The 18,937-nt window shown below is 72.4% G+C and carries 15 protein-coding genes; 11 read left to right on the top strand and 4 right to left on the bottom strand.

The features are described from left to right. The first annotated feature begins 62 nt into the window (after positions 1-62). The 8 genes from ACWC5O_RS16250 (at position 63) to ACWC5O_RS16215 (ending at position 8,740) form a co-directional block, all read left to right on the top strand. Entirely contained in the window at positions 63-743 is a 681-nt protein-coding gene (locus ACWC5O_RS16250; protein WP_450586811.1) for a response regulator, read from the top strand. A 124-nt stretch (positions 744-867) separates the two neighbouring features. Next, positions 868-3,606: a DNA translocase FtsK gene (locus tag ACWC5O_RS16245; protein WP_450586812.1), complete on the top strand. Its 2,739-nt coding sequence runs from the start codon at positions 868-870 to the stop codon at positions 3,604-3,606. A 278-nt stretch (positions 3,607-3,884) separates the two neighbouring features. Next, entirely contained in the window at positions 3,885-4,730 is an 846-nt protein-coding gene (locus tag ACWC5O_RS16240) for a helix-turn-helix domain-containing protein (protein ID WP_450586814.1), read from the top strand. A gap of 92 nt (positions 4,731-4,822) precedes the next feature. Beyond that, positions 4,823-6,295, top strand: coding sequence for a 30S ribosomal protein S12 methylthiotransferase RimO (gene rimO, locus ACWC5O_RS16235; RefSeq protein WP_450586816.1), 1,473 nt, complete (start codon positions 4,823-4,825; stop codon positions 6,293-6,295). Then, a complete protein-coding gene (gene pgsA / locus ACWC5O_RS16230) occupies positions 6,292-7,053 on the top strand; it encodes a CDP-diacylglycerol--glycerol-3-phosphate 3-phosphatidyltransferase (protein WP_450586818.1) in 762 nt (253 codons plus the stop codon). The genes rimO and pgsA overlap by 4 nt, the downstream gene beginning before the upstream one ends. Then, the gene (locus ACWC5O_RS16225) at positions 7,050-7,595 is read left to right on the top strand and encodes a CinA family protein (protein WP_450586820.1); all 546 of its coding nucleotides are present in this window, start codon (positions 7,050-7,052) and stop codon (positions 7,593-7,595) included. Before pgsA ends, ACWC5O_RS16225 begins: the two co-directional genes overlap by 4 nt. A 109-nt stretch (positions 7,596-7,704) precedes the next feature. Further along, on the top strand, positions 7,705-8,070 hold the full coding sequence (locus tag ACWC5O_RS16220) for a helix-turn-helix domain-containing protein (protein WP_450586821.1): 366 nt from the start codon (positions 7,705-7,707) through the stop codon (positions 8,068-8,070). A 199-nt stretch (positions 8,071-8,269) separates the two neighbouring features. Next, entirely contained in the window at positions 8,270-8,740 is a 471-nt protein-coding gene (locus tag ACWC5O_RS16215; protein WP_450586823.1) for a Dps family protein, read from the top strand. A 321-nt stretch (positions 8,741-9,061) separates the two neighbouring features. Here ACWC5O_RS16215 and ACWC5O_RS16210 read toward each other — a convergent pair whose 3' ends face one another. The 3 genes from ACWC5O_RS16210 to ACWC5O_RS16200 are packed head-to-tail and all read right to left on the bottom strand — an operon-like array spanning position 9,062 to position 15,767. Next, positions 9,062-9,826: an SDR family NAD(P)-dependent oxidoreductase gene (locus tag ACWC5O_RS16210; RefSeq protein WP_450586825.1), complete on the bottom strand. Its 765-nt coding sequence runs from the start codon at positions 9,824-9,826 to the stop codon at positions 9,062-9,064. Between the two features lie 32 nt (positions 9,827-9,858). Next, a complete protein-coding gene (locus ACWC5O_RS16205; protein ID WP_450586827.1) occupies positions 9,859-10,704 on the bottom strand; it encodes an Fpg/Nei family DNA glycosylase in 846 nt (281 codons plus the stop codon). Positions 10,705-10,760: 56 nt separating this feature from the next. Next, entirely contained in the window at positions 10,761-15,767 is a 5,007-nt protein-coding gene (locus ACWC5O_RS16200) for an ATP-dependent helicase (protein ID WP_450586829.1), read from the bottom strand. A 94-nt stretch (positions 15,768-15,861) separates the two neighbouring features. Here ACWC5O_RS16200 and ACWC5O_RS16195 point away from each other — a divergent pair, with 94 nt between their 5' ends. From ACWC5O_RS16195 to ACWC5O_RS16185, 3 genes are read left to right on the top strand one after another with little or no spacing between them, the layout of a single operon-like run. Then, complete coding sequence (locus ACWC5O_RS16195; RefSeq protein WP_450586831.1) at positions 15,862-16,701, top strand: AraC family transcriptional regulator; 840 nt, start codon at positions 15,862-15,864, stop codon at positions 16,699-16,701. A gap of 23 nt (positions 16,702-16,724) precedes the next feature. Then, complete coding sequence (locus ACWC5O_RS16190) at positions 16,725-17,552, top strand: AzlC family ABC transporter permease (protein WP_450586833.1); 828 nt, start codon at positions 16,725-16,727, stop codon at positions 17,550-17,552. Beyond that, a complete protein-coding gene (locus ACWC5O_RS16185) occupies positions 17,549-17,857 on the top strand; it encodes an AzlD domain-containing protein (RefSeq protein ID WP_450586835.1) in 309 nt (102 codons plus the stop codon). The genes ACWC5O_RS16190 and ACWC5O_RS16185 overlap by 4 nt, the downstream gene beginning before the upstream one ends. 79 nt (positions 17,858-17,936) lie before the next feature. Here ACWC5O_RS16185 and ACWC5O_RS16180 read toward each other — a convergent pair whose 3' ends face one another. Beyond that, positions 17,937-18,917, bottom strand: coding sequence for a hypothetical protein (locus tag ACWC5O_RS16180; RefSeq protein ID WP_450586837.1), 981 nt, complete (start codon positions 18,915-18,917; stop codon positions 17,937-17,939). Positions 18,918-18,937 lie beyond the last annotated feature (20 nt).

The following is an 18,937-nucleotide window of genomic DNA, read 5'->3' as shown; positions in this document are numbered from 1 at the left end:
GCGAAAGGGAGTCGTCCCCTGGGGCGGCGCCCGGTGTACCGCCGGGGCGAGGAGGGCGGGCCATGGTGCAGAAGGCCAAGATCCTCCTGGTCGATGACCGGCCGGAGAATCTGCTGGCGCTGGAGGCCATCCTCTCTGCGCTCGATCAGACACTGGTGCGGGCATCGTCCGGGGAGGAAGCGCTCAAAGCACTGCTCACGGACGACTTCGCGGTCATTCTGCTGGATGTCCAGATGCCGGGCATGGACGGTTTCGAGACCGCCGCGCACATCAAGCGGCGGGAGCGGACCCGGGACATCCCGATCATCTTCCTCACCGCGATCAACCACGGCCCCCACCACACCTTCCGGGGCTATGCGGCGGGCGCGGTCGACTACATCTCCAAGCCGTTCGACCCGTGGGTGCTGCGCGCGAAGGTGTCCGTCTTCGTCGAGCTGTACATGAAGAACTGCCAGCTGCGGGAGCAGGCGGCTCTGCTGCGGCTCCAGTTGGAGGGCGGTGGCAAGGGCGCGGTCGGCGGCAAGGAGTCGGCCGGGCTGCTCGCCGAGCTGTCCGCGCGGCTCGCGGCCGTCGAGGAGCAGGCGGAGGCGCTGTCCAAGCAGCTGGACGACGAGTCCGCGGACGCGGCCGCGGTGGCCACGGCCGCCCATCTGGAACGCAAACTCACCGGGTTGCGCCGCGCGCTCGACGCCCTGGAGCCCGGCGCGGGCAGCGGCGCCACGTCGGTGCCGACGCAGAACTGACGAATGCCGGGGGCGCAGTTGCCCATGAGCGTCCGTCAGCTCCGCGCCCCGGCAAGGGCGACACGAACGGGTGAAGCAGTGGGCACGCGTGTCCACTGTCGTCTCCCCCGGTAACCTCACACCCATGGCCTCACGTCCCTCCGCAGCCAAGAAGCAGCCCGCGAAGAAGGCGGCCGCTCCCGCGAAGGCTCCGGCGAAGAAGGCCGCAGCGAAGAAGGCCCCGGCCAAGAAGGCGCCCGCCAAGAAGACCCCGGCGAAGAAGGCCGCGCCCCCCAAGCCGGCACCGAATCCCACGGGGGGTGTGTACCGGCTCGTGCGCGCCGTCTGGCTCGGTCTCGCGCACGCGGTCGGCGCCGTCTTCCGGGGCATAGGGCAAGGCGCGAAGAACCTCGACCCGGCCCACCGCAAGGACGGCGTCGCGCTGCTGCTCTTCGGCGTCGCGCTGATCGTCGCCGCCGGTACGTGGGCCGATCTGCGAGGTCCCGTCGGCGACCTGGTGGAGATCCTGGTCACCGGCGCCTTCGGCCGGCTCGACCTGCTGGTGCCGATACTGCTCGCGGTGATCGCCGTACGGTTCATCCGGCACCCGGAGAAGCCGGAGGCCAACGGCCGGATCGTGATCGGTCTGTCCGCGCTTGTCATCGGCGTGCTCGGCCAGGTCCACATCGCGTGCGGCTCGCCCGCCCGCGGCGACGGCATGCAGGCCATAAGGGACGCCGGCGGTCTCATCGGCTGGGCGGCGGCGACCCCGCTGACGTACACCATGAGCGAGGTGCTCGCCGTACCGCTGCTGGTGCTGCTGACGATCTTCGGTCTGCTGGTGGTGACCGCCACCCCGGTCAACGCCATCCCGCAGCGGCTGCGCGCGCTCGGCGTGCGCCTGGGCCTGGTGCCCGACCCGGAGGAGTACGAGCCCTCCGATGACGAGGCGCGCTATGAGGAGCAGTGGCGCGAGTCGCTGCCCGCGCGCCCTCGCAAGCGCAGGAGCGCCCCCAAGGCGTACGACCCCGACAGCGCCGAGGAGGAGGCCCTCTCGCAGCGCCGCGGTCGCCCCAGGCGCTCCGCGGTACCCCAGCCCGATCTGCAGCGCCAGATGGACGCGGTGGACGTCGCGGCCGCGGCCGCTGCCGCCCTCGACGGTGCCGTCCTGCACGGCATGCCGCCGTCCCCGCTCGTCGCCGACCTCACCCAGGGCGTGAGCGTGGGCGACCGCGAGGAGACCACACCGGTACCCGCGCCGTCGCCGGAGCCCACGCCGGCGCCGGTTCCGGCCGCGCGGCCCAAGCAGGAGAAGCTGGAGGTCGCGAGCGTCCCCGACCTCACGAAGGCGGCCCCCGAGGAGCCCCGAGACCTGCCCGCGCGCGCGGAGCAGCTCCAGCTCTCCGGGGACATCACCTACGCGCTGCCGTCGCTGGACCTCCTCACCCGCGGAGGCCCCGGCAAGGCCCGCAGTGAGGCGAACGACGCGATCGTCAACGCCCTGCGCAACGTCTTCTCCGAGTTCAAGGTGGACGCCGACGTCACCGGGTTCACCCGGGGCCCGACGGTCACCCGCTACGAGGTCCAGCTCGGCCCCGCCGTGAAGGTGGAGCGGATCACCGCGCTGACCAAGAACATCGCGTACGCCGTGGCCAGCCCGGACGTGCGGATCATCAGCCCCATCCCGGGCAAGTCCGCGGTCGGCATCGAGATCCCGAACACCGACCGGGAGATGGTCAACCTCGGTGACGTGCTGCGCCTCGCGGAGTCCGCCGAGGACGACGACCCGATGCTGGTCGCCTTCGGCAAGGACGTCGAGGGCGGGTACGTGATGCACTCGCTGGCGAAGATGCCGCACATGCTCGTGGCCGGTGCGACCGGTTCCGGCAAGTCCTCGTGCATCAACTGCCTGATCACCTCGGTCATGATGCGGGCGACTCCGGAGGACGTCCGGATGATCCTGGTCGACCCCAAGCGCGTCGAGCTGACCGCGTACGAGGGCATCCCGCACCTGATCACGCCGATCATCACCAACCCCAAGCGGGCCGCCGAGGCGCTGCAGTGGGTCGTACGCGAGATGGACCTGCGCTACGACGACCTGGCCGCGTTCGGCTTCCGCCACATCGACGACTTCAACCAGGCCATCCGCGACGGCAAGGTGAAGCTGCCCGAGGGCAGCGAGCGCGAGCTGCAGCCGTACCCGTACCTGCTGGTGATCGTGGACGAGCTGGCCGACCTGATGATGGTCGCGCCGCGGGACGTCGAGGACGCGATCGTGCGCATCACGCAGCTCGCGCGCGCGGCCGGCATCCACCTGGTGCTCGCCACCCAGCGCCCGTCGGTCGACGTGGTCACCGGCCTGATCAAGGCCAACGTGCCCTCCCGGCTGGCGTTCGCGACCTCCTCGCTCGCCGACTCCCGGGTCATCCTCGACCAGCCCGGCGCCGAGAAGCTCATCGGCAAGGGCGACGGGCTGTTCCTGCCGATGGGCGCGAACAAGCCGACCCGTATGCAGGGCGCGTTCGTGACCGAGGCCGAGGTCGCGGTCGTCGTGCAGCACTGCAAGGACCAGATGGCACCGGTCTTCCGGGACGACGTCACCGTGGGCACCAAGCAGAAGAAGGAGATCGACGAGGACATCGGCGACGACCTCGACCTGCTGTGCCAGGCGGCCGAGCTGGTGGTCTCCACCCAGTTCGGGTCGACGTCCATGCTCCAGCGCAAGCTGCGCGTGGGCTTCGCCAAGGCCGGGCGGCTCATGGACCTGATGGAGTCCCGGAACATCGTCGGGCCCAGCGAGGGCTCCAAGGCACGTGACGTTCTTGTGAAACCTGACGAACTGGACGGCGTGCTCGCGCTGATTCGCGGGGAGTCTGACGGGTAGGTCAGCGGGCCGCCCGGCGTGTCGGGTTTACGCCGGGTGGCGGCACGACCGTGATCCACCCGTTAGTGAACCGCGAGCAACCGTTTCCCTTTGTCGCACGTCAAGTTGAGCGAGAGGACAGGTTCGGGGCTCCCTGTGGGCTTTGCGTCTGGCCCGCCGTTGGGATGAGCGGCCTTTCCGATGGCGTACAAATCGCACCGCCCGGTCGCCCCACTCTTTCGCACCCCCCTAGACTGAACCTCCAGCACAGGTGGCTCACACGCTCGAAAGGCGCCCCCGTGTCCATCGGCAACTCCCCTGAAGACGAGCGTCCGTTCCAGGACGTGTCCGAGGAAGCCCGTCCCTCCGTGGGACGCGCCCTGAAGCAGGCACGTATCGAGGCCGGGCTCACCGTCGACGACGTCAGCAGTGCCACTCGTGTCCGTGTCGCCATCGTGCACGCCATCGAGGCGGACGACTTCGCCCCCTGCGGCGGCGACGTGTACGCCCGTGGGCACATCCGCACGCTGGCCAGGGCCGTACACCTCGACCCCGCATCGCTGGTCGCGCAGTACGACGCCGCGCACGGCGGGCGGCCCGCACCCACTCCGGCGGCGCCCCTGTTCGAGGCGGAACGTATCCGCCCCGAGCGACGCGGGCCCAACTGGACCGCGGCCATGGTCGCCGCGATCGTCGCCGTCGTCGGCTTCGTCGGGTTCACCGCCTTCAAGGGCGGCGACAGCGGGAGCGACGCCAAGTCGCAGGTGGCCGACGGCGCCACCTCGCCCACGCCCAGCAAGGCCGCCTCGCCCACGCCCAAGAAGGACAAGCCCGGCGCACCGACCTCCGAGGCGTCCGACAGCGCAATCGCGGCCGCCCCGCAGGACAAGGTGACCGTCCAGGTCAGTGCGGCGGGCGGGCGAAGCTGGATCTCCGCCAAGGACCACAACGGCCGGATGCTCTTCGACGGGCTGCTGAAGAAGGGCGAGTCCAAGACCTTCCAGGACAGCTCCAAGATCAACCTTATCCTCGGTGACGCCGGCGCGATCCAGCTCTACGTCAACGGAAAGAAGATCGAGGACAACTTCCAGCCGGGCGCTGTGGAACGCCTCACGTACACGAAGGGCGACCCCGAGGCCGGATGACGGGCCCTTGGGGGAGCGACACGAAGGGGTTGGCCAAGATCGGCCAACCCCTTCGACGTGGGGTGTCGGACAGACGAAGTAGTCTTGAGCCCATGCCTGAACGCCGTACCGTCGCTCTCGTCACTCTTGGCTGCGCCCGTAACGAGGTGGACTCGGAGGAGCTCGCAGGCCGTTTGGAGGCGGACGGCTGGCAGCTCGTCGAGGACGCCGCGGACGCCGACGTCGCCGTGGTCAACACCTGTGGCTTCGTCGAAGCCGCCAAGAAGGACTCCGTCGACGCCCTGCTGGAGGCCAACGACCTCAAGGACCACGGCAGAACCCAGGCCGTCGTGGCGGTGGGCTGCATGGCCGAGCGGTACGGCAGGGAACTCGCCGAGGCGCTGCCCGAGGCCGACGGCGTGCTCGGCTTCGACGACTACGCCGACATCTCCGACCGCCTGCAGACCATCCTGTCCGGCGGCATCCACGCCTCCCACACCCCGCGTGACCGGCGCAAGCTGCTGCCGATCAGCCCGGCCGAGCGGCAGGAGTCGGCCGCCTCCGTCGCGCTGCCCGGCCACGGCCCGTCCGACCTCCCGGAGGGGGTCGCGCCCGCCTCCGGCCCCCGTGCGCCCCTGCGCCGCCGCCTGGACGGCTCCCCGGTCGCCTCGGTCAAGCTCGCCTCCGGCTGCGACCGGCGCTGCTCCTTCTGCGCCATCCCGTCCTTCCGCGGCTCCTTCATCTCCCGCCGTCCGAGCGACGTGCTGAACGAGACGCGGTGGCTGGCCGAGCAGGGCGCGAAGGAGATCATGCTGGTCTCCGAGAACAACACCTCCTACGGCAAGGACCTGGGCGACATCCGCCTGCTGGAGTCCCTGCTGCCGGAGCTGGCCGAGGTCGACGGCATCGAGCGGGTGCGGGTGAGCTACCTCCAGCCGGCCGAGATGCGCCCCGGCCTGATCGACGTCCTGACGTCCACCCCGAAGGTCGTCCCCTACTTCGACCTGTCCTTCCAGCACTCCGCGCCCGACGTGCTGCGCGCCATGCGCCGCTTCGGCGACACCGACCGCTTCCTGGAGCTGCTGGACACCATCCGCGGCAAGGCCCCCGAGGCCGGCGTGCGCTCCAACTTCATCGTCGGCTTCCCCGGCGAGAGCGAGTCGGACCTGGCCGAGCTGGAGCGCTTCCTGAACGGCGCCCGGCTGGACGCCATCGGTGTCTTCGGCTACTCCGACGAGGAGGGCACGGAGGCGGCGACGTACGAGAACAAGCTCGACGAGGACGTCGTCGCCGAGCGCCTGGCCCGTATCTCCCGGCTCGCCGAGGATCTCGTCTCGCAGCGCGCCGAGGAGCGTGTCGGCGAGACCGTGCGCGTCCTCGTGGAGTCCGTGGACGAGGAGGAGGGCGTGTACGGCCGTGCCGCGCACCAGGCGCCGGAGACGGACGGCCAGGTGCTGCTGACGAGCGGCGAGGGCCTGAGCGTCGGACGTATGGTCGAGGCGAAGGTGGTCGGTACGGAAGGTGTCGACCTGGTTGCCGAGCCGCTGACCGGCTCGCTCGCGTGTAGTGAGGAGGCGGGCAGATGACCGGAGTCCCGGCATCCGCCGCGGGCGGCTCCTCCGGCGCGCAGGGCGCGCAGGGTTCCGCCGCCGCTGCCGACGGCGCTGTTTCCGAGGTCTCCGGTTCTGCTTCCGACTCCGCTGCCGAAGATGTGAAGCCCGCGCGCGGCGCGAAGATCGCGGCCGCGGCCGTCAACCAGGCCAGCCTGTGGAACGTCGCCAATCTGCTGACCATGCTCCGGCTGGTGCTGGTGCCCGGTTTCGTGGCGCTGATGCTGGCGGACGGCGGTTACGACCCGGCCTGGCGCTCGCTGGCCTGGGCGGCCTTCGCCGTCGCCATGATCACCGACCTGTTCGACGGGCATCTGGCACGCACCTACAACCTGGTCACCGACTTCGGGAAGATCGCCGACCCCATCGCCGACAAGGCGATCATGGGGGCGGCGCTCATCTGTCTGTCCGCCCTGGGCGATCTGCCGTGGTGGGTGACGGCCGTGATCCTCGGCCGGGAACTCGGCATCACGCTGATGCGTTTTCTGGTCATTCGCTACGGCGTGATCCCCGCGAGCCGGGGCGGCAAGCTCAAGACGCTCACCCAGGGCGTGGCCGTCGGGATGTACGTCCTGGCACTGACGGGGTGGCTGGCCACCCTGAGGTTCTGGGTGATGGCCGTGGCGGTCGTCCTCACCGTCGTCACCGGCCTCGACTACGTGAGACAAGCCATTGTGCTGCGCCGGCAGGGAATCGCCGAGCGCGCGGCCGCGTTGGAGGAGAAGGAAGCGTGAGTTCCCCGGCCACCGAACTGGTGCGACTACTGACCGTGAGGGGCGAGAGCCTCGCCGTCGCGGAGTCGCTCACCGGTGGCCTCGTCGCGGCGGAGATCACGGCCGTCCCCGGGGCGTCCAAGGTCTTCCGGGGTTCGGTCACCGCCTACGCCACCGGGCTGAAGCACGAGCTGCTCGGGGTCGACGCCACTCTGCTGGCGGCGCATGGGGCGGTGGATCCGCAGGTCGCGGCCCAGATGGCGGCCGGGGTCCGCAAGGCCCTGGGAGCCGACTGGGGTATCGCGACGACCGGGGTCGCCGGGCCCGAACCGCAGGACGGCAAGCCCGTCGGGACGGTCTTCGTGGCCGTCGACGGACCGCTCACCTCCGACTCCGGTTCTGCCGGTGGCGGAAAAGTGGCGGCCCTGCGGTTGAACGGCGACCGTGCGGAAATTCGTATGGAGAGTGTACGGAGCGTACTCGCACTGCTTCTGAGGGAGCTTGCGGGCGAACAGACCGGGAATGAGCGGGCACAGGATACGGAACGGAACGGGGGGTTTTGATGTTTACAGCCCTGAGTGAACACGACATCGCTCCCCGCACGGCCGCGGCGCGAGGCGGTACGGTGGGGCGAGAAGGATGCGGCTACGCGGTCCGAGGAGGGAGCCACCGATGATTCTGCTCCGTCGCCTGCTTGGTGACGTGCTGCGTCGGCAGCGCCAACGCCAGGGCCGTACTCTGCGCGAAGTCTCCTCGTCCGCCCGAGTCTCACTCGGCTATCTCTCCGAGGTGGAGCGGGGGCAGAAGGAGGCTTCCTCTGAGCTGCTCTCCGCCATCTGCGACGCGCTGGACGTACGGATGTCGGAACTGATGCGAGAGGTGAGCGACGAACTGGCGCTCGCCGAGCTGGCCCAGTCCGCCGCGGCCACCGAGCCCGTGCCCACGCCGGTCCGTCCGGTGCTGGGTTCCGTGTCGGTGACCGGCGTGCCACCGGAACGGGTGACCATCAAGGCGCCCGCCGGTGCGGTCGCCGCGTGACGTCCGTGTGCGCGGCTTAGCGACCCGGAAGGTGTGAGGCCCCGGCCGGGCTTCCCCAGGCAGACCTGGGGAAGCCCGGCCGGGGCTTCTGTACGCTCCGAACGTGTGATTCGCGTCTCTTTTGCCTCCATTTGCCGGTATTCGGTGAGGCGGTCATCGTGGAGGGACGTGTCGGCGCCGAAATCACCGGAGGAAGTGGATGTACGTCGTGAAGAGCCCGCTGCCCGATGACGATCTGAAGACCGTTTCCGAGGCGCTGCACGGTGCCCTGGTCGACCTGGTGGACCTCTCGCTGGTCGCCAAGCAGATCCACTGGAACATCGTCGGACCCCGCTTCCGGTCCATCCATCTCCAGCTCGACGAGGTCGTCGGCTCCGCCCGCACGCACTCCGACACGGTGGCCGAGCGGGCGTCCGCCCTCGGTGTCCCGCCCGACGGGCGCGCGGCCACGGTGGCCTCCAGCAGCGGCATCGAGACCGCTCCGGCCGGCTGGATCAAGGACACGGACGCGGTCCGCACGATGGTGGACGCCCTCGGCGCGGTGATCACCCGGATGCGGGAGCGGGTCCAGGCGACCGGCGAGGCGGATCCGGTGTCCCAGGACATCCTCATCGGGATCACTGCGGACCTGGAGAAGCATCACTGGATGTTCCAGGCGGAGAACGCCTGAGCGTGTCGGAGTGCCCGGTGTTGCATCGGTGAGCCCTCGGTGCGCCTCCCGTGCGGGTCACGAGGCGTTCTAGCTTCCCGCTGGAGGTGGCGGCCATGGTGGGGCGGATACTGCGCTGGGGGCCCGTGCTCGGGCTGGGGGCGGTGTGGTGGTGGGCGGTGCTGCGGATCGCCGTGGGGTCCGGCGCCGGGGTGCTCGAAGGGGCCGTCGCGGTCAGCGGGTGGGGGCTGAGCGTGCTGCCGGTGCACTGTGTGCCCAAGAGACGTGCGGTGGGAGCCGTGGAAACGGGGCGGTGGGCCGCCGCCTGGCGGGCGGAGGCCGCTACCAGGGCATCGCCACGCCCCCGTTCGGACGCAGGATCTGACCCGTCGTGAACGCCGACGCGTCCGACGCCAGATGGAGCACCGTGTGCGCGACGTCGTCCGGCTCACCGACCCGGCCCAGCGGCGACATCCGGGCCATCAGGAACTCGGTGTGCGCCTGGACGTCCCGGTCGTGACGGTCCGTCATGGGCGTCCGGATCCAGCCCGGCGCGACCGCGTTGACCCGGATACCGTGCCGGCCGACCTCGGTGGCCAGCGTCTTCGTCAGCTGCACCACGGCCGCCTTCGCCGCGCCGTAACAGAGCAGTCCGGGGCCGCCCGTGTCGACCGCGCCGGAGGCCATGGTGACGATGCTGCCCCGGATGTCGTGGGCGAGCATCAGCCGGGCCGCCTCCTGGCAGGCGTACAGCACGCCCTTGAAGTTGACGTTCAGGACCCGGTCCAGGTCCTCGTCCCGGGTCTCGAGGACCGGGCTGCTGTGCATGATCCCGGCGATCGCGGCCATGACGTCCAGGCGTCCGCAGAAACGGACGGCCGCCGCGAGGGCGGTCCGGTCGGTGACGTCGACGACGTGCGTACGGGCCGTGCCGCCGCGGTCCTCGATCAGCTTGGCCGTGCCCTGCAGGCCGTCCGCGTCCAGGTCGGCGCAGTGCACCGCGGCTCCCGCCGCCGCGAGCAGGACCGCGGAGGCCCGGCCGATGCCGCCGGCGGCTCCGGTGACGAACGCGGTGCGTCCGGTGAGGTCGTACGCCTTGAGGGGCATACAGCGACGGTACGAGCATTTCTGACGGACCGTCAATTAGTCGGACGGGGATAACGGTTACGCCACTGCTGTGCCGTCCCCGGCGCCGGTGCGGGGCCCGTCTGGCAGGTCGGGCACCAGTAGGTGGGGCGCTCCTGGGATCCGTCGCCCTGGTCGGCCACCCGGACCGGGGTGCGGCAGCGCAGGCAGGGGCGGGATGCGCGGCCGTACACGAACAGGTCCTGCCGGTGCAGGCCCGTGGTCTGGCGGACCGGGCGGTCGCGGTTGGCCTCCAGGAGCTTCTTGGCGAGGGCGGGAAGCCTGGCGGCACGGTCCGCGGGCAGGGCGCCGACCGGCAGCCAGGGCGTCACGCCGAGCAGGAAGCACAGCTCGCTCTTGTAGACGTTGCCGATGCCGGCGAGATTGCGCTGGTCGAGCAGGGCCACGCCGATGGGGCGGGCCGGGTCCGCGAGGAGGTTGGCCAGGGCGCGCTCGGGGTCCCAGTCCGGGCCGAGCAGGTCGGGGCCGAGATGGCCGACGACGCGCTCCTCCTCGCCGGTGCGCAGGAACTCCAGCACCTGGAGGCGATAGCCGACGGCGGTGCGATCGGCGGTGCCGAGGATCGCCCGGATCTGGTGCGCCGGGCCGCCCCGCCAGCGCTCGCCCGAGTCGTACACCTTCCAGGCGCCCTCCATGCGCAGGTGCGTGTGGAGGGTCAGGTCGCCCTCGAAGCGGGTGAGCAGGTGTTTGCCGCGCGGGATCGTGCCCAGGACCGTACGGCCCGTGAGGTCGACCGTCGCGTATTTCGGCACCCGGAAGTCGCTGCGGGTCAGGACCTTGCCCGCGAGGGCGTCGTGCAGCCGCCTCGCGGCCTGCCAGACCGTGTCACCTTCGGGCATGCGTCAAGCGTGCCACGGTGGGGTGACGTGCGACGCCGTGCCCGGGGCCACCGTGCTCAGGCCCTCAGGCGCAGACCGCGCGGGGTCGCGATGAAGCCCGCTGCCTCCAGCAGGGTCCCCAGGGGAGAGGTCAGGGCCTGGGCGCCGTTGATCCGCTCCACCGTGACCGTGCCGAGCGAGCCCGCGCGGGCGGCCGCGGCCAGGGCCTCCGCGGCCGTACGCAGCCGTGGGTCGTCGGTGGCGGCGGCGTCCGGGTCGGAGGGCCAGGCCAGCAGCGTCCTGCCACCGCGCTCCATGTACAGCGTCAGCTCGCCCTCCACCAGCACGACCAGGGAGCCCGCCTTGCGGCCCGGCTTGTGCCCCGCTCCGTTCGGCGGCTCGGGCCAGGGGAGCGCCGCGCCGTAGGCGCTGGCGGGGTCGGCCGCGGCGAGGACCACGGAGCGGGGGTCGGGGGACGACGAGCGCGAACTGCGGTCGCCGAAGCCGCGGTTCGCCGGTGAGCCGTACGGGGAGGCCGCGCCGCCGCCACGGGGGCCGCCGTAGCCGGGGGAGGCGAAGGGGTCGGTGGGAGCGAGGTCGCGGGGGGAGACGTACTCGTCGGCGCGACGGTTCTCCGGCGGCCAGGTGAAGTCGCCGGGCGTGGCCGGGTGGTCCTCGGGGGGCCAGGTGAAGTCGCCGTCGAGGCCGGGGTGGGCGAGTCCGGCGTCGGCCTGGTCGAAGACGTTGGGGGTGGTGTGGCAGCCGTCGAGGAAGTGCGGGTTTTTGCTGCCGAAGCCGTTGGGGACGGCCGGGGCGGGCAGGCCCTCGCCGCGTTCGCGGGCGTTGGACACCGCGCGGAGGCGGTCGACCGCGCCGTCCATCGCGAACTGGGCGGCGCCCAGGCCCTCGACCACGTAGCCGCGCCGCGCCTGACCGCTCTCCTCGAACGCCGACAGCACGCGGTACACCGCCGAGAAGCCGCCCTCGACGCCCTCCGCGGCGACCGCTCCCCGGGTGACCACGCCATGCCGGTCGAGGAGGGTGCGGGCCAGCGCGTGGGCGCGCACGGTGGTGTCCGGTTCGGACGCGGGGAGCAGCGCCCAGCGGCCGGCCACCGTCGGCGGGCCGGTGCGGGAGGCAGGGCGGGCGGCGGCCGTCAGGGAGCCGTAGCGGCCGCGCGGGACGGTGCGCTTGGCGCGGTGCGCCGTCGAGCCCGCCGTACGGCCCGAGCCCAGCAGGGAGCGCATCGGGGCGAGGGTGTCGTTGGTGAGCCGCCCCGACCACGCCAGGTCCCACAGGGCGTCGGCCAGCTGGGGGTCGGTGGCGTCGGGATGGGTGGTGGCGCGGACCTGGTCGGCGATCTGGCGGAAGAACAGGCCGTAGCCGCCGGAGAGGGCGTCCAGGACGGACTGGTGGAGCGCGGTCAGCTCCAGGGGATGCGGCGGCGGCAGGAGCAGCGGGGCCGCGTCCGCCATGTACAGGGAGACCCAGCCGTCCTTGCCGGGCAGGGCGCCCGCTCCGGCCCACACCACCTCGCCGGCGGAGGTGAGTTCGTCGAGCATCGACGGCGTGTAGTTCGCCACGCGGGAGGGCAGGACCAGCTTCTCCAGCGCGGAAGCCGGTACGGCGGCGCCCTGCAACTGCTCGATGGCGCGCACCAGTCCGTCGATGCCACGCAGCCCGTGGCCCTTGCCGATGTGCTGCCACTGCGGCAGGAACTGCGCCAGGGCGGCCGGCGACACCGGCTCCAGCTCGTGCCGCAGCGCGGCCAGGGAGCGGCGGCGCAGCCGGCGCAGTACGGCGGCGTCGCACCACTCCTGGCCGATGCCCGCCGGATGGAACTCGCCCTGTACGACACGGCCGTTCGCGGCGAGCCGCTGCAGGGCGCCCTCGGTGACCGCCACGCCCAGGCCGAAGCGGGCCGCCGCGGTGGCCGAGGTGAAGGGGCCGTGGGTGCGGGCGTAGCGTGCGAGGAGGTCGCCGAGCGGGTCCTTCACCGGCTCGGTGAAGGCCTCGGGGACGCCGACCGGCAGCGCCGTGCCGAGCGCGTCGCGCAGCCGGCCCGCGTCCTCGACGGCCGCCCAGTGGTCTCTGCCCGCGACGCGGACCCGGATGGCCCGGCGGGCGGCGGCCAGCTCCCGTGCCCACTGCGGCTCGGCGCCCCGCTCGGCCAGTTCGGCGTCGGCCAGCGGGCCGAGCAGGCGCAGCACGTCGGCCACGCCCTCCACGTCCTTGACGCGCCGGTCCTCCGTCAGCCACTGCAGCTCGCGCTCCAGCTCGGCCAGCACCTCCGCGTCGAGCAGCTCGCGCAGCTCCGCCTGGCCCAGCAGCTCGGCCAGCAGCCGGGAGTCCAGGGACAGCGCGGCGGCGCGGCGCTCGGCGAGCGGGGAGTCGCCCTCGTACAGGAACTGGGCGACGTACCCGAACAGGAGGGAGCGAGAGAAGGGGGACGGCTCCGGGGTGGTGACCTCGACCAGGCGGACCTTGCGGGACTCGATGTCGCCCATCAGCTCCACGAGGCCGGGGACGTCGAAGACGTCCTGGAGGCACTCGCGCACTGCTTCCAGGACGATCGGGAACGAGCCGAACTCGCTCGCCACCTGCAGCAGTTGGGCCGCCCGCTGGCGCTGCTGCCACAAGGGCGTGCGCTTGCCGGGGTTGCGGCGCGGCAGCAGCAGGGCGCGGGCCGCGCACTCCCGGAACCGGGAGGCGAACAGGGCGGAGCTGCCGACCTGGTCGGTGACGATCTGGTCGACCTCGCCCTTGTCGAAGGCGACGTCCGCCGCGCCCACCGGAGCATGCTCGCTGTCGACCGCCGTGCCGAGGGGGGTGCCCGCCTTCATGGGCTCCTGGTCGAGCAGGTCCAGGCCCATCAGATCGGCGTCGGGCAGGCGCAGCACGATGCCGTCGTCGGCGTGCATGACCTGCGCGTCCATGCCGTACCGCTCGGAGAGGCGGGCGCCGAGCGCGAGAGCCCAGGGGGCGTGCACCTGGGCGCCGAAGGGGGAGTGGACGACGACCCGCCAGTCGCCCAGCTCGTCGCGGAAGCGCTCGACCACGATCGTGCGGTCGTCCGGGACATGGCCGCAGGCCTCGCGCTGCTCGTCCAGGTAGGACAGGACGTTGTCCGCCGCCCACGCGTCCAGGCCCGCCGCGAGCAGGCGCAGCCGGGCGTCGTCCTTGGACAGCGAGCCGACCTCGCGCAGGAACGCGCCCACCGCGCGCCCCAGTTCGAGCGGGCGGCCCAGCTGGTCGCCCTTCCAGAACGGCAGCCTTCCCGGCACGCCCGGCGCGGGGGAGACCAGCACCCGGTCACGGGTGATGTCCTCGATGCGCCAGGAACTCGTGCCCAGCGTGAAGACGTCCCCCACCCGGGACTCGTACACCATCTCCTCGTCCAGCTCGCCGACCCGGCCGCCGCCCTTCTTCGGGTCGGAACCGGCGAGGAAGACCCCGAAGAGGCCGCGGTCGGGGATCGTGCCGCCGGAGGTGACGGCGAGGCGCTGGGCGCCCGGCCGGCCGGTGATCGTGCCGGCCACGCGGTCCCACACCACGCGCGGGCGCAGCTCGGCGAACGCGTCGGACGGGTACCGGCCCGCGAGCATGTCGAGGGTCGCCGTGAACGCCGACTCGGGCAGCGAGGCGAAGGGGGCCGCGCGGCGGACCGCGGCGAGCAGGTCGTCGAACTGCCAGGTGTCCAGTGCCGTCATGGCGACGAGCTGCTGGGCGAGCACGTCCAGCGGGTTCGCGGGGACCTTCAGGGACTCGATGGCACCGGTGCGCATCCGCTCGGTGACCACGGCCGCCTGGACCAGGTCACCCCGGTACTTGGGGAAGACCACGCCGGTGGAGACGGCGCCCACCTGGTGCCCCGCGCGGCCGACGCGCTGGAGCCCGGAGGCCACCGAGGGCGGGGACTCGACCTGCACGACGAGGTCGACGGCGCCCATGTCGATGCCCAGCTCCAGGCTGGACGTGGCGACCACGGCGGGCAGCCGGCCCGCCTTCAGGTCCTCCTCGACGAGGGCGCGCTGCTCCTTGGAGACCGAGCCGTGGTGCGCGCGGGCGATCACCGCGGGCGCGCCCTGTGCCGCGCCCGAGCCGCCCATCAGCTCGGCCGGGGCGTGATGCTCCTCCAGCGTCTCGCCGGTCGCCCGCTCGTAGGCGATCTCGTTGAGCCGGTTGCACAGCCGCTCGGCCAGGCGCCGGGAGTTGGCGAAGACGATCGTGGAGCGGTGGGCCTGTACCAGGTCGGCGATCCGCTCCTCCACGTGCGGCCAGATCGACGGCTTCTCCGCCCCCTCGTTGCCGTCGGCCGCCGGGGAGCCGCCCAGCTCACCCATGTCCTCGACCGGGACGACGACGGAGAGGTCGAACTCCTTGCCGGACTCCGGCTGGACGATCTCCACCTTGCGGCGCGGCGAGAGATACCGGGCCACCTCGTCCACCGGGCGCACGGTCGCCGACAGGCCGATCCGGCGGGCCGGCCTCGGCAGCAGCTCGTCCAGCCGCTCCAGGGACAGCGCGAGGTGCGCGCCGCGCTTGGTGCCCGCGACCGCGTGCACCTCGTCCAGGATCACCGTCTCCACGCCCGTCAGCGCGTCACGCGTGGCCGACGTGAGCATCAGGAACAGCGACTCGGGGGTGGTGATCAGGATGTCCGGCGGGCGCGTGGACAGGGCGCGCCGCTCGGCGGCCGGGGTGTCGCCGGAGCGGATGCCGACCTTCACCTCGGGCTCGGGCAGGCCCAGGCGCACGGACTCCTGACGGATACCGGTCAGCGGACTGCGCAGGTTCCGCTCGACGTCGACCGCGAGCGCCTTCAGCGGTGACACGTACAGCACCCGGCAGCGCTTCTTCGGGTCGGCGGGCGGAGGGGTCGAGGCCAGCTGGTCCAGGGCGGCGAGGAACGCGGCCAGCGTCTTGCCCGAGCCGGTGGGGGCGACCACCAGCACGTCCGAGCCCTCGCGGATGGCCTGCCACGCGCCCGCCTGAGCCGCGGTGGGCGCGGAGAACGCCCCCGTGAACCAGCCGCGGGCCGCGGGCGAGAAGCCGTCGAGGGCTCGGTGTGCGGAGCTGACCATGCCACCCATCCTGCACCCGGCCACTGACAATCGTGCTGACCTGCGGAGAACAGGCGGACGCGGGCGGTCGGCGGGTGGGACGGACAATGGCCGTATGGCGGGTTCAGCGGAGCGGGCACGGCACTGGCGGTACGAGGAGCTGCCCGGCGTCGACCTGCTGCGGGCCCACTACATCCGCAAGACCTTCGTCCGGCACACCCACGAGAACTTCGTGATCGCGGCCATCGCCGACGGTGTCGAGGTCTTCCACCACCGCGGCTCCGACGTGTCCGCCGGTGCGGGCGCCCTCGCGCTGGTCAATCCGGACACCCCGCACACGGGCCGGGCCGGCGTGCCCGAGGGCTGGCGGTACGGTGCGGTCTATCCCTCGCCCGAGGTGGTGGCCGGGATCGCGGCCGAGACCACCACGATCCGCGGCACACCCGGCTTCGTCAGCCCGGTCCTCGACGATCCGTACACCGTCCGCCTGGTCCACCAGGTGCTCCGCGCCGCCGACGAGGGCAACGCACTGGCCGCCGACACCCTGCTGCGCGTGGCCGTGACCAGGCTGCTGCGGCTCAACGGCGGGCCGCTGCCACAGCGGCCGACACGGACCTCCGGAGCGCGGACCGCGGCACGCGCGCGTGCCGTGCTGGAGGAGCGGATGGCCGCGCCGCCGACCCTGGAACGCCTCGCCACCGACCTCGGAACCAGCCCGTTCGCCCTGCTGCGGGCGTTCCGCGACGCCTACGGCATGCCGCCGCACACCTGGCTGACCGACGCCCGGGTGCGGCGTGCCCGGCTGTTGCTGGACGCGGGAACGGCGCCCGCCGAGGCGGCCGTCGCCGTCGGCTTCACCGACCAGCCGCACCTCAACCGGCACTTCACCCGGATCGTAGGCGTGCCTCCGGGCGCCTACCAGCGCGAGCGCAAGAACGTACAAGACCCGGGCTGACGGCCGCCCGTACCGTCCGGAGCGTGGCACAACAGACAGCACTCGCGGACATGGCCGCCGACAGCGCGGGAAAGCCCGACGCCGCCGTCGTACGGGACGCCCTGGGCGTCGGCGTCGCCGTCGGGCTGTCCGGGTTCGCCTTCGGGGTGACCTCGGTCGGCAGCGGACTCGGACTCCTGCAGACCTGCGCGCTCAGCCTCCTGGTGTTCACCGGCGCCTCCCAGTTCGCCCTGGTGGGTGCGCTCGCCGCCGGCGGCAACCCGTTGACGGCCGCCGCCGGCGCGTTCTTCCTGGGCGTGCGCAACGCCTTCTACGGGCTGCGGCTGTCGCAGCTGCTGGCCCTCCCGCGCGCGGTGCGGCCGTTCGCCGCCCAGTGGGTGATCGACGAGACCACGGCGGTGACCCTGGCCCAGCCGACCCGGCGGGCCGCGCGGATCGGGTTCACCGTCACCGGGCTCAGTCTCTACCTGCTGTGGAACCTCACCACGCTGCTCGGCGCGGTGGGTGCGAAGGTCATCGGAAACAGCGACGCGTGGGGCCTGGACGCGGCCGGGCCGGCGGTCTTCCTGGCCCTGCTCGCCCCGATGCTGCAGACGTCCACCGAGCGCAGGGCCGCGGGCCTCGCGATCCTGCTGGGCCTTGGCCTGCTGCCCGTCCTGCCGGCCGGCGTACCGGTCCTGGTGGCCGCGCTGGCGGCACCGGCCGTGCTGTTCGCCGAGGGCCGGCGCAGCGGTCGCACCCGACAGAACGAGCAGAACGAACCGGAGGAACCCGACGAGCCGGACGAGCCGAATGAACAGGGCGGACCGGCGGGGCCGGGCGGACGGGGCGGATCGGAGGAGGTCCGATGAACACGTGGATCGCGATCGGCGCGACCGCTCTCTGCTGCTACGCCGTCAAACTCGCCGGACTGCTCGTCCCCGCAGACGTCCTGGAGCGGCCGTTCGTCCGGCGGCTCGCCGCCCTGCTGCCCGTCGCCCTCCTCGCCGCGCTCACGGCCCAGCAGACGTTCGCCGACGGGCACACGCTCATGCTCGACGCCAGGGCCGCCGGAGTCGGTGCGGCCGCCGTGGCGTTGGTGCTGCGCGCACCGTTCCTGCTGGTCGTCGCGGCGGCCGTGGTGGTGACGGCGGGGGGGCGGGCGATCGGTGGGTGAGCGCGGCCGGGCTCAGCGCGCTCAGCGAGGTCAGCCGGGATCGGCGAGGCCGGTCTGGCTCAGCCGGGAGCCGCTGGGGTCAGCCCACGAAGCGGCCGTACGTCTTGAGGGTGCGCAGCGCCTCGATGGTCACCATGGGGCGCGCCTCCAGCGTGGGAGCCGGTGCCCAGTGGCGCCAGCGGACGGGCCAGCCACCGTCCTCCTGCTGCTCGGCGGCGAGGAAGTCCAGGGAGCGCGCCATCTCCTCGTCGGTGAACCACGCGCGCGCGAGCGAGTGCGGGCTCCTCGCGAAGTCGTGCGGGAAGTGGTGCTCTCCCGGCGCGTAGCCGGGAGCGACCGGGTGAGCGTCGAGATGATCCGGGTCCAGGGCCGCCAGCCGCTGCTCGCGCACCAGGCGGCCGAGACGGTCGGCGGCGGCCTCCGCGCGCGGGCGGTCGGTGGCGGAGTCCAGGAAGGCCACGGCGGCCTCCACCTCGTAGGGGTGGGACTTCTTCAGGGACTCCACGGCCTGCCAGCAGAAGTCGGTGGCCCGGAACAGCCAGGCGTGCCATACCTCGTTGCGGTGCAGCAGCCCGACCACAGGACCGGTGGCGAGCAGTGAGCCATGGGGGTCCCCCCGGCCGAGCGTGTTCGAGGCTGGGGGAGGGTCGTCCATGACCGGGACGAAGGGGGCCACCGGGTAGCCGCGCTGGCTGGGATGGATCGCCGGCAGGGCACCGTCCGCGGTGGAGACCGAGGTCAGATAGCGGCACACCCGCTCCACCCGCTGCCCGCCGCAGCGCCCGACGGCGTCCAGCACGCGCAGCGCGTGACCGGTGTGCAGGGGCTGGCTCACCGGGCCGCGCAGATCGGGTTCCAGTGCGTGGCCGTACCCGCCGTCCTCGTTGCGGTAGGCGTCCAGCGCCGCCTCCACCGGATCGGCGGCGCCGTTCAGGAAGTGGTACGCGAAGAGCCGCTGCTCCAGCACGCGCGCGGTGAGCCAGACGAACTGTTCGGCGCGGAAGAGCGGGGAGCGCGCCGGGGGCGTAGGGGGCGGGGAGGAAGCTCCTGTTTCGGGCATGCGACAGACCGTAGGGCGGA

The organism is Streptomyces sp. NPDC001450, assembly GCF_053597295.1.
Note: the sequence above shows the minus strand (reverse complement) of the source record. Positions and strands in the feature narration are given on the sequence as shown.

What these genes read in the sequence shown, in the direction of transcription:
- ACWC5O_RS16220 (WP_450586821.1), top strand. Translation starts at nt 7,705, where the DNA reads ATGATTCTGCTCCGTCGCCTGCTTGGTGACGTGCTGCGTCGGCAGCGC.
- ACWC5O_RS16180 (WP_450586837.1), bottom strand. Translation starts at nt 18,917, where the DNA reads ATGCCCGAAACAGGAGCTTCCTCCCCGCCCCCTACGCCCCCGGCGCGC.
- ACWC5O_RS16185 (WP_450586835.1), top strand. Translation starts at nt 17,549, where the DNA reads ATGAACACGTGGATCGCGATCGGCGCGACCGCTCTCTGCTGCTACGCC.
- ACWC5O_RS16210 (WP_450586825.1), bottom strand. Translation starts at nt 9,826, where the DNA reads ATGCCCCTCAAGGCGTACGACCTCACCGGACGCACCGCGTTCGTCACC.
- pgsA (WP_450586818.1), top strand. Translation starts at nt 6,292, where the DNA reads ATGACCGGAGTCCCGGCATCCGCCGCGGGCGGCTCCTCCGGCGCGCAG.
- ACWC5O_RS16205 (WP_450586827.1), bottom strand. Translation starts at nt 10,704, where the DNA reads ATGCCCGAAGGTGACACGGTCTGGCAGGCCGCGAGGCGGCTGCACGAC.
- ACWC5O_RS16215 (WP_450586823.1), top strand. Translation starts at nt 8,270, where the DNA reads ATGTACGTCGTGAAGAGCCCGCTGCCCGATGACGATCTGAAGACCGTT.
- ACWC5O_RS16200 (WP_450586829.1), bottom strand. Translation starts at nt 15,767, where the DNA reads ATGGTCAGCTCCGCACACCGAGCCCTCGACGGCTTCTCGCCCGCGGCC.
- ACWC5O_RS16245 (WP_450586812.1), top strand. Translation starts at nt 868, where the DNA reads ATGGCCTCACGTCCCTCCGCAGCCAAGAAGCAGCCCGCGAAGAAGGCG.
- rimO (WP_450586816.1), top strand. Translation starts at nt 4,823, where the DNA reads ATGCCTGAACGCCGTACCGTCGCTCTCGTCACTCTTGGCTGCGCCCGT.
- ACWC5O_RS16250 (WP_450586811.1), top strand. Translation starts at nt 63, where the DNA reads ATGGTGCAGAAGGCCAAGATCCTCCTGGTCGATGACCGGCCGGAGAAT.
- ACWC5O_RS16195 (WP_450586831.1), top strand. Translation starts at nt 15,862, where the DNA reads ATGGCGGGTTCAGCGGAGCGGGCACGGCACTGGCGGTACGAGGAGCTG.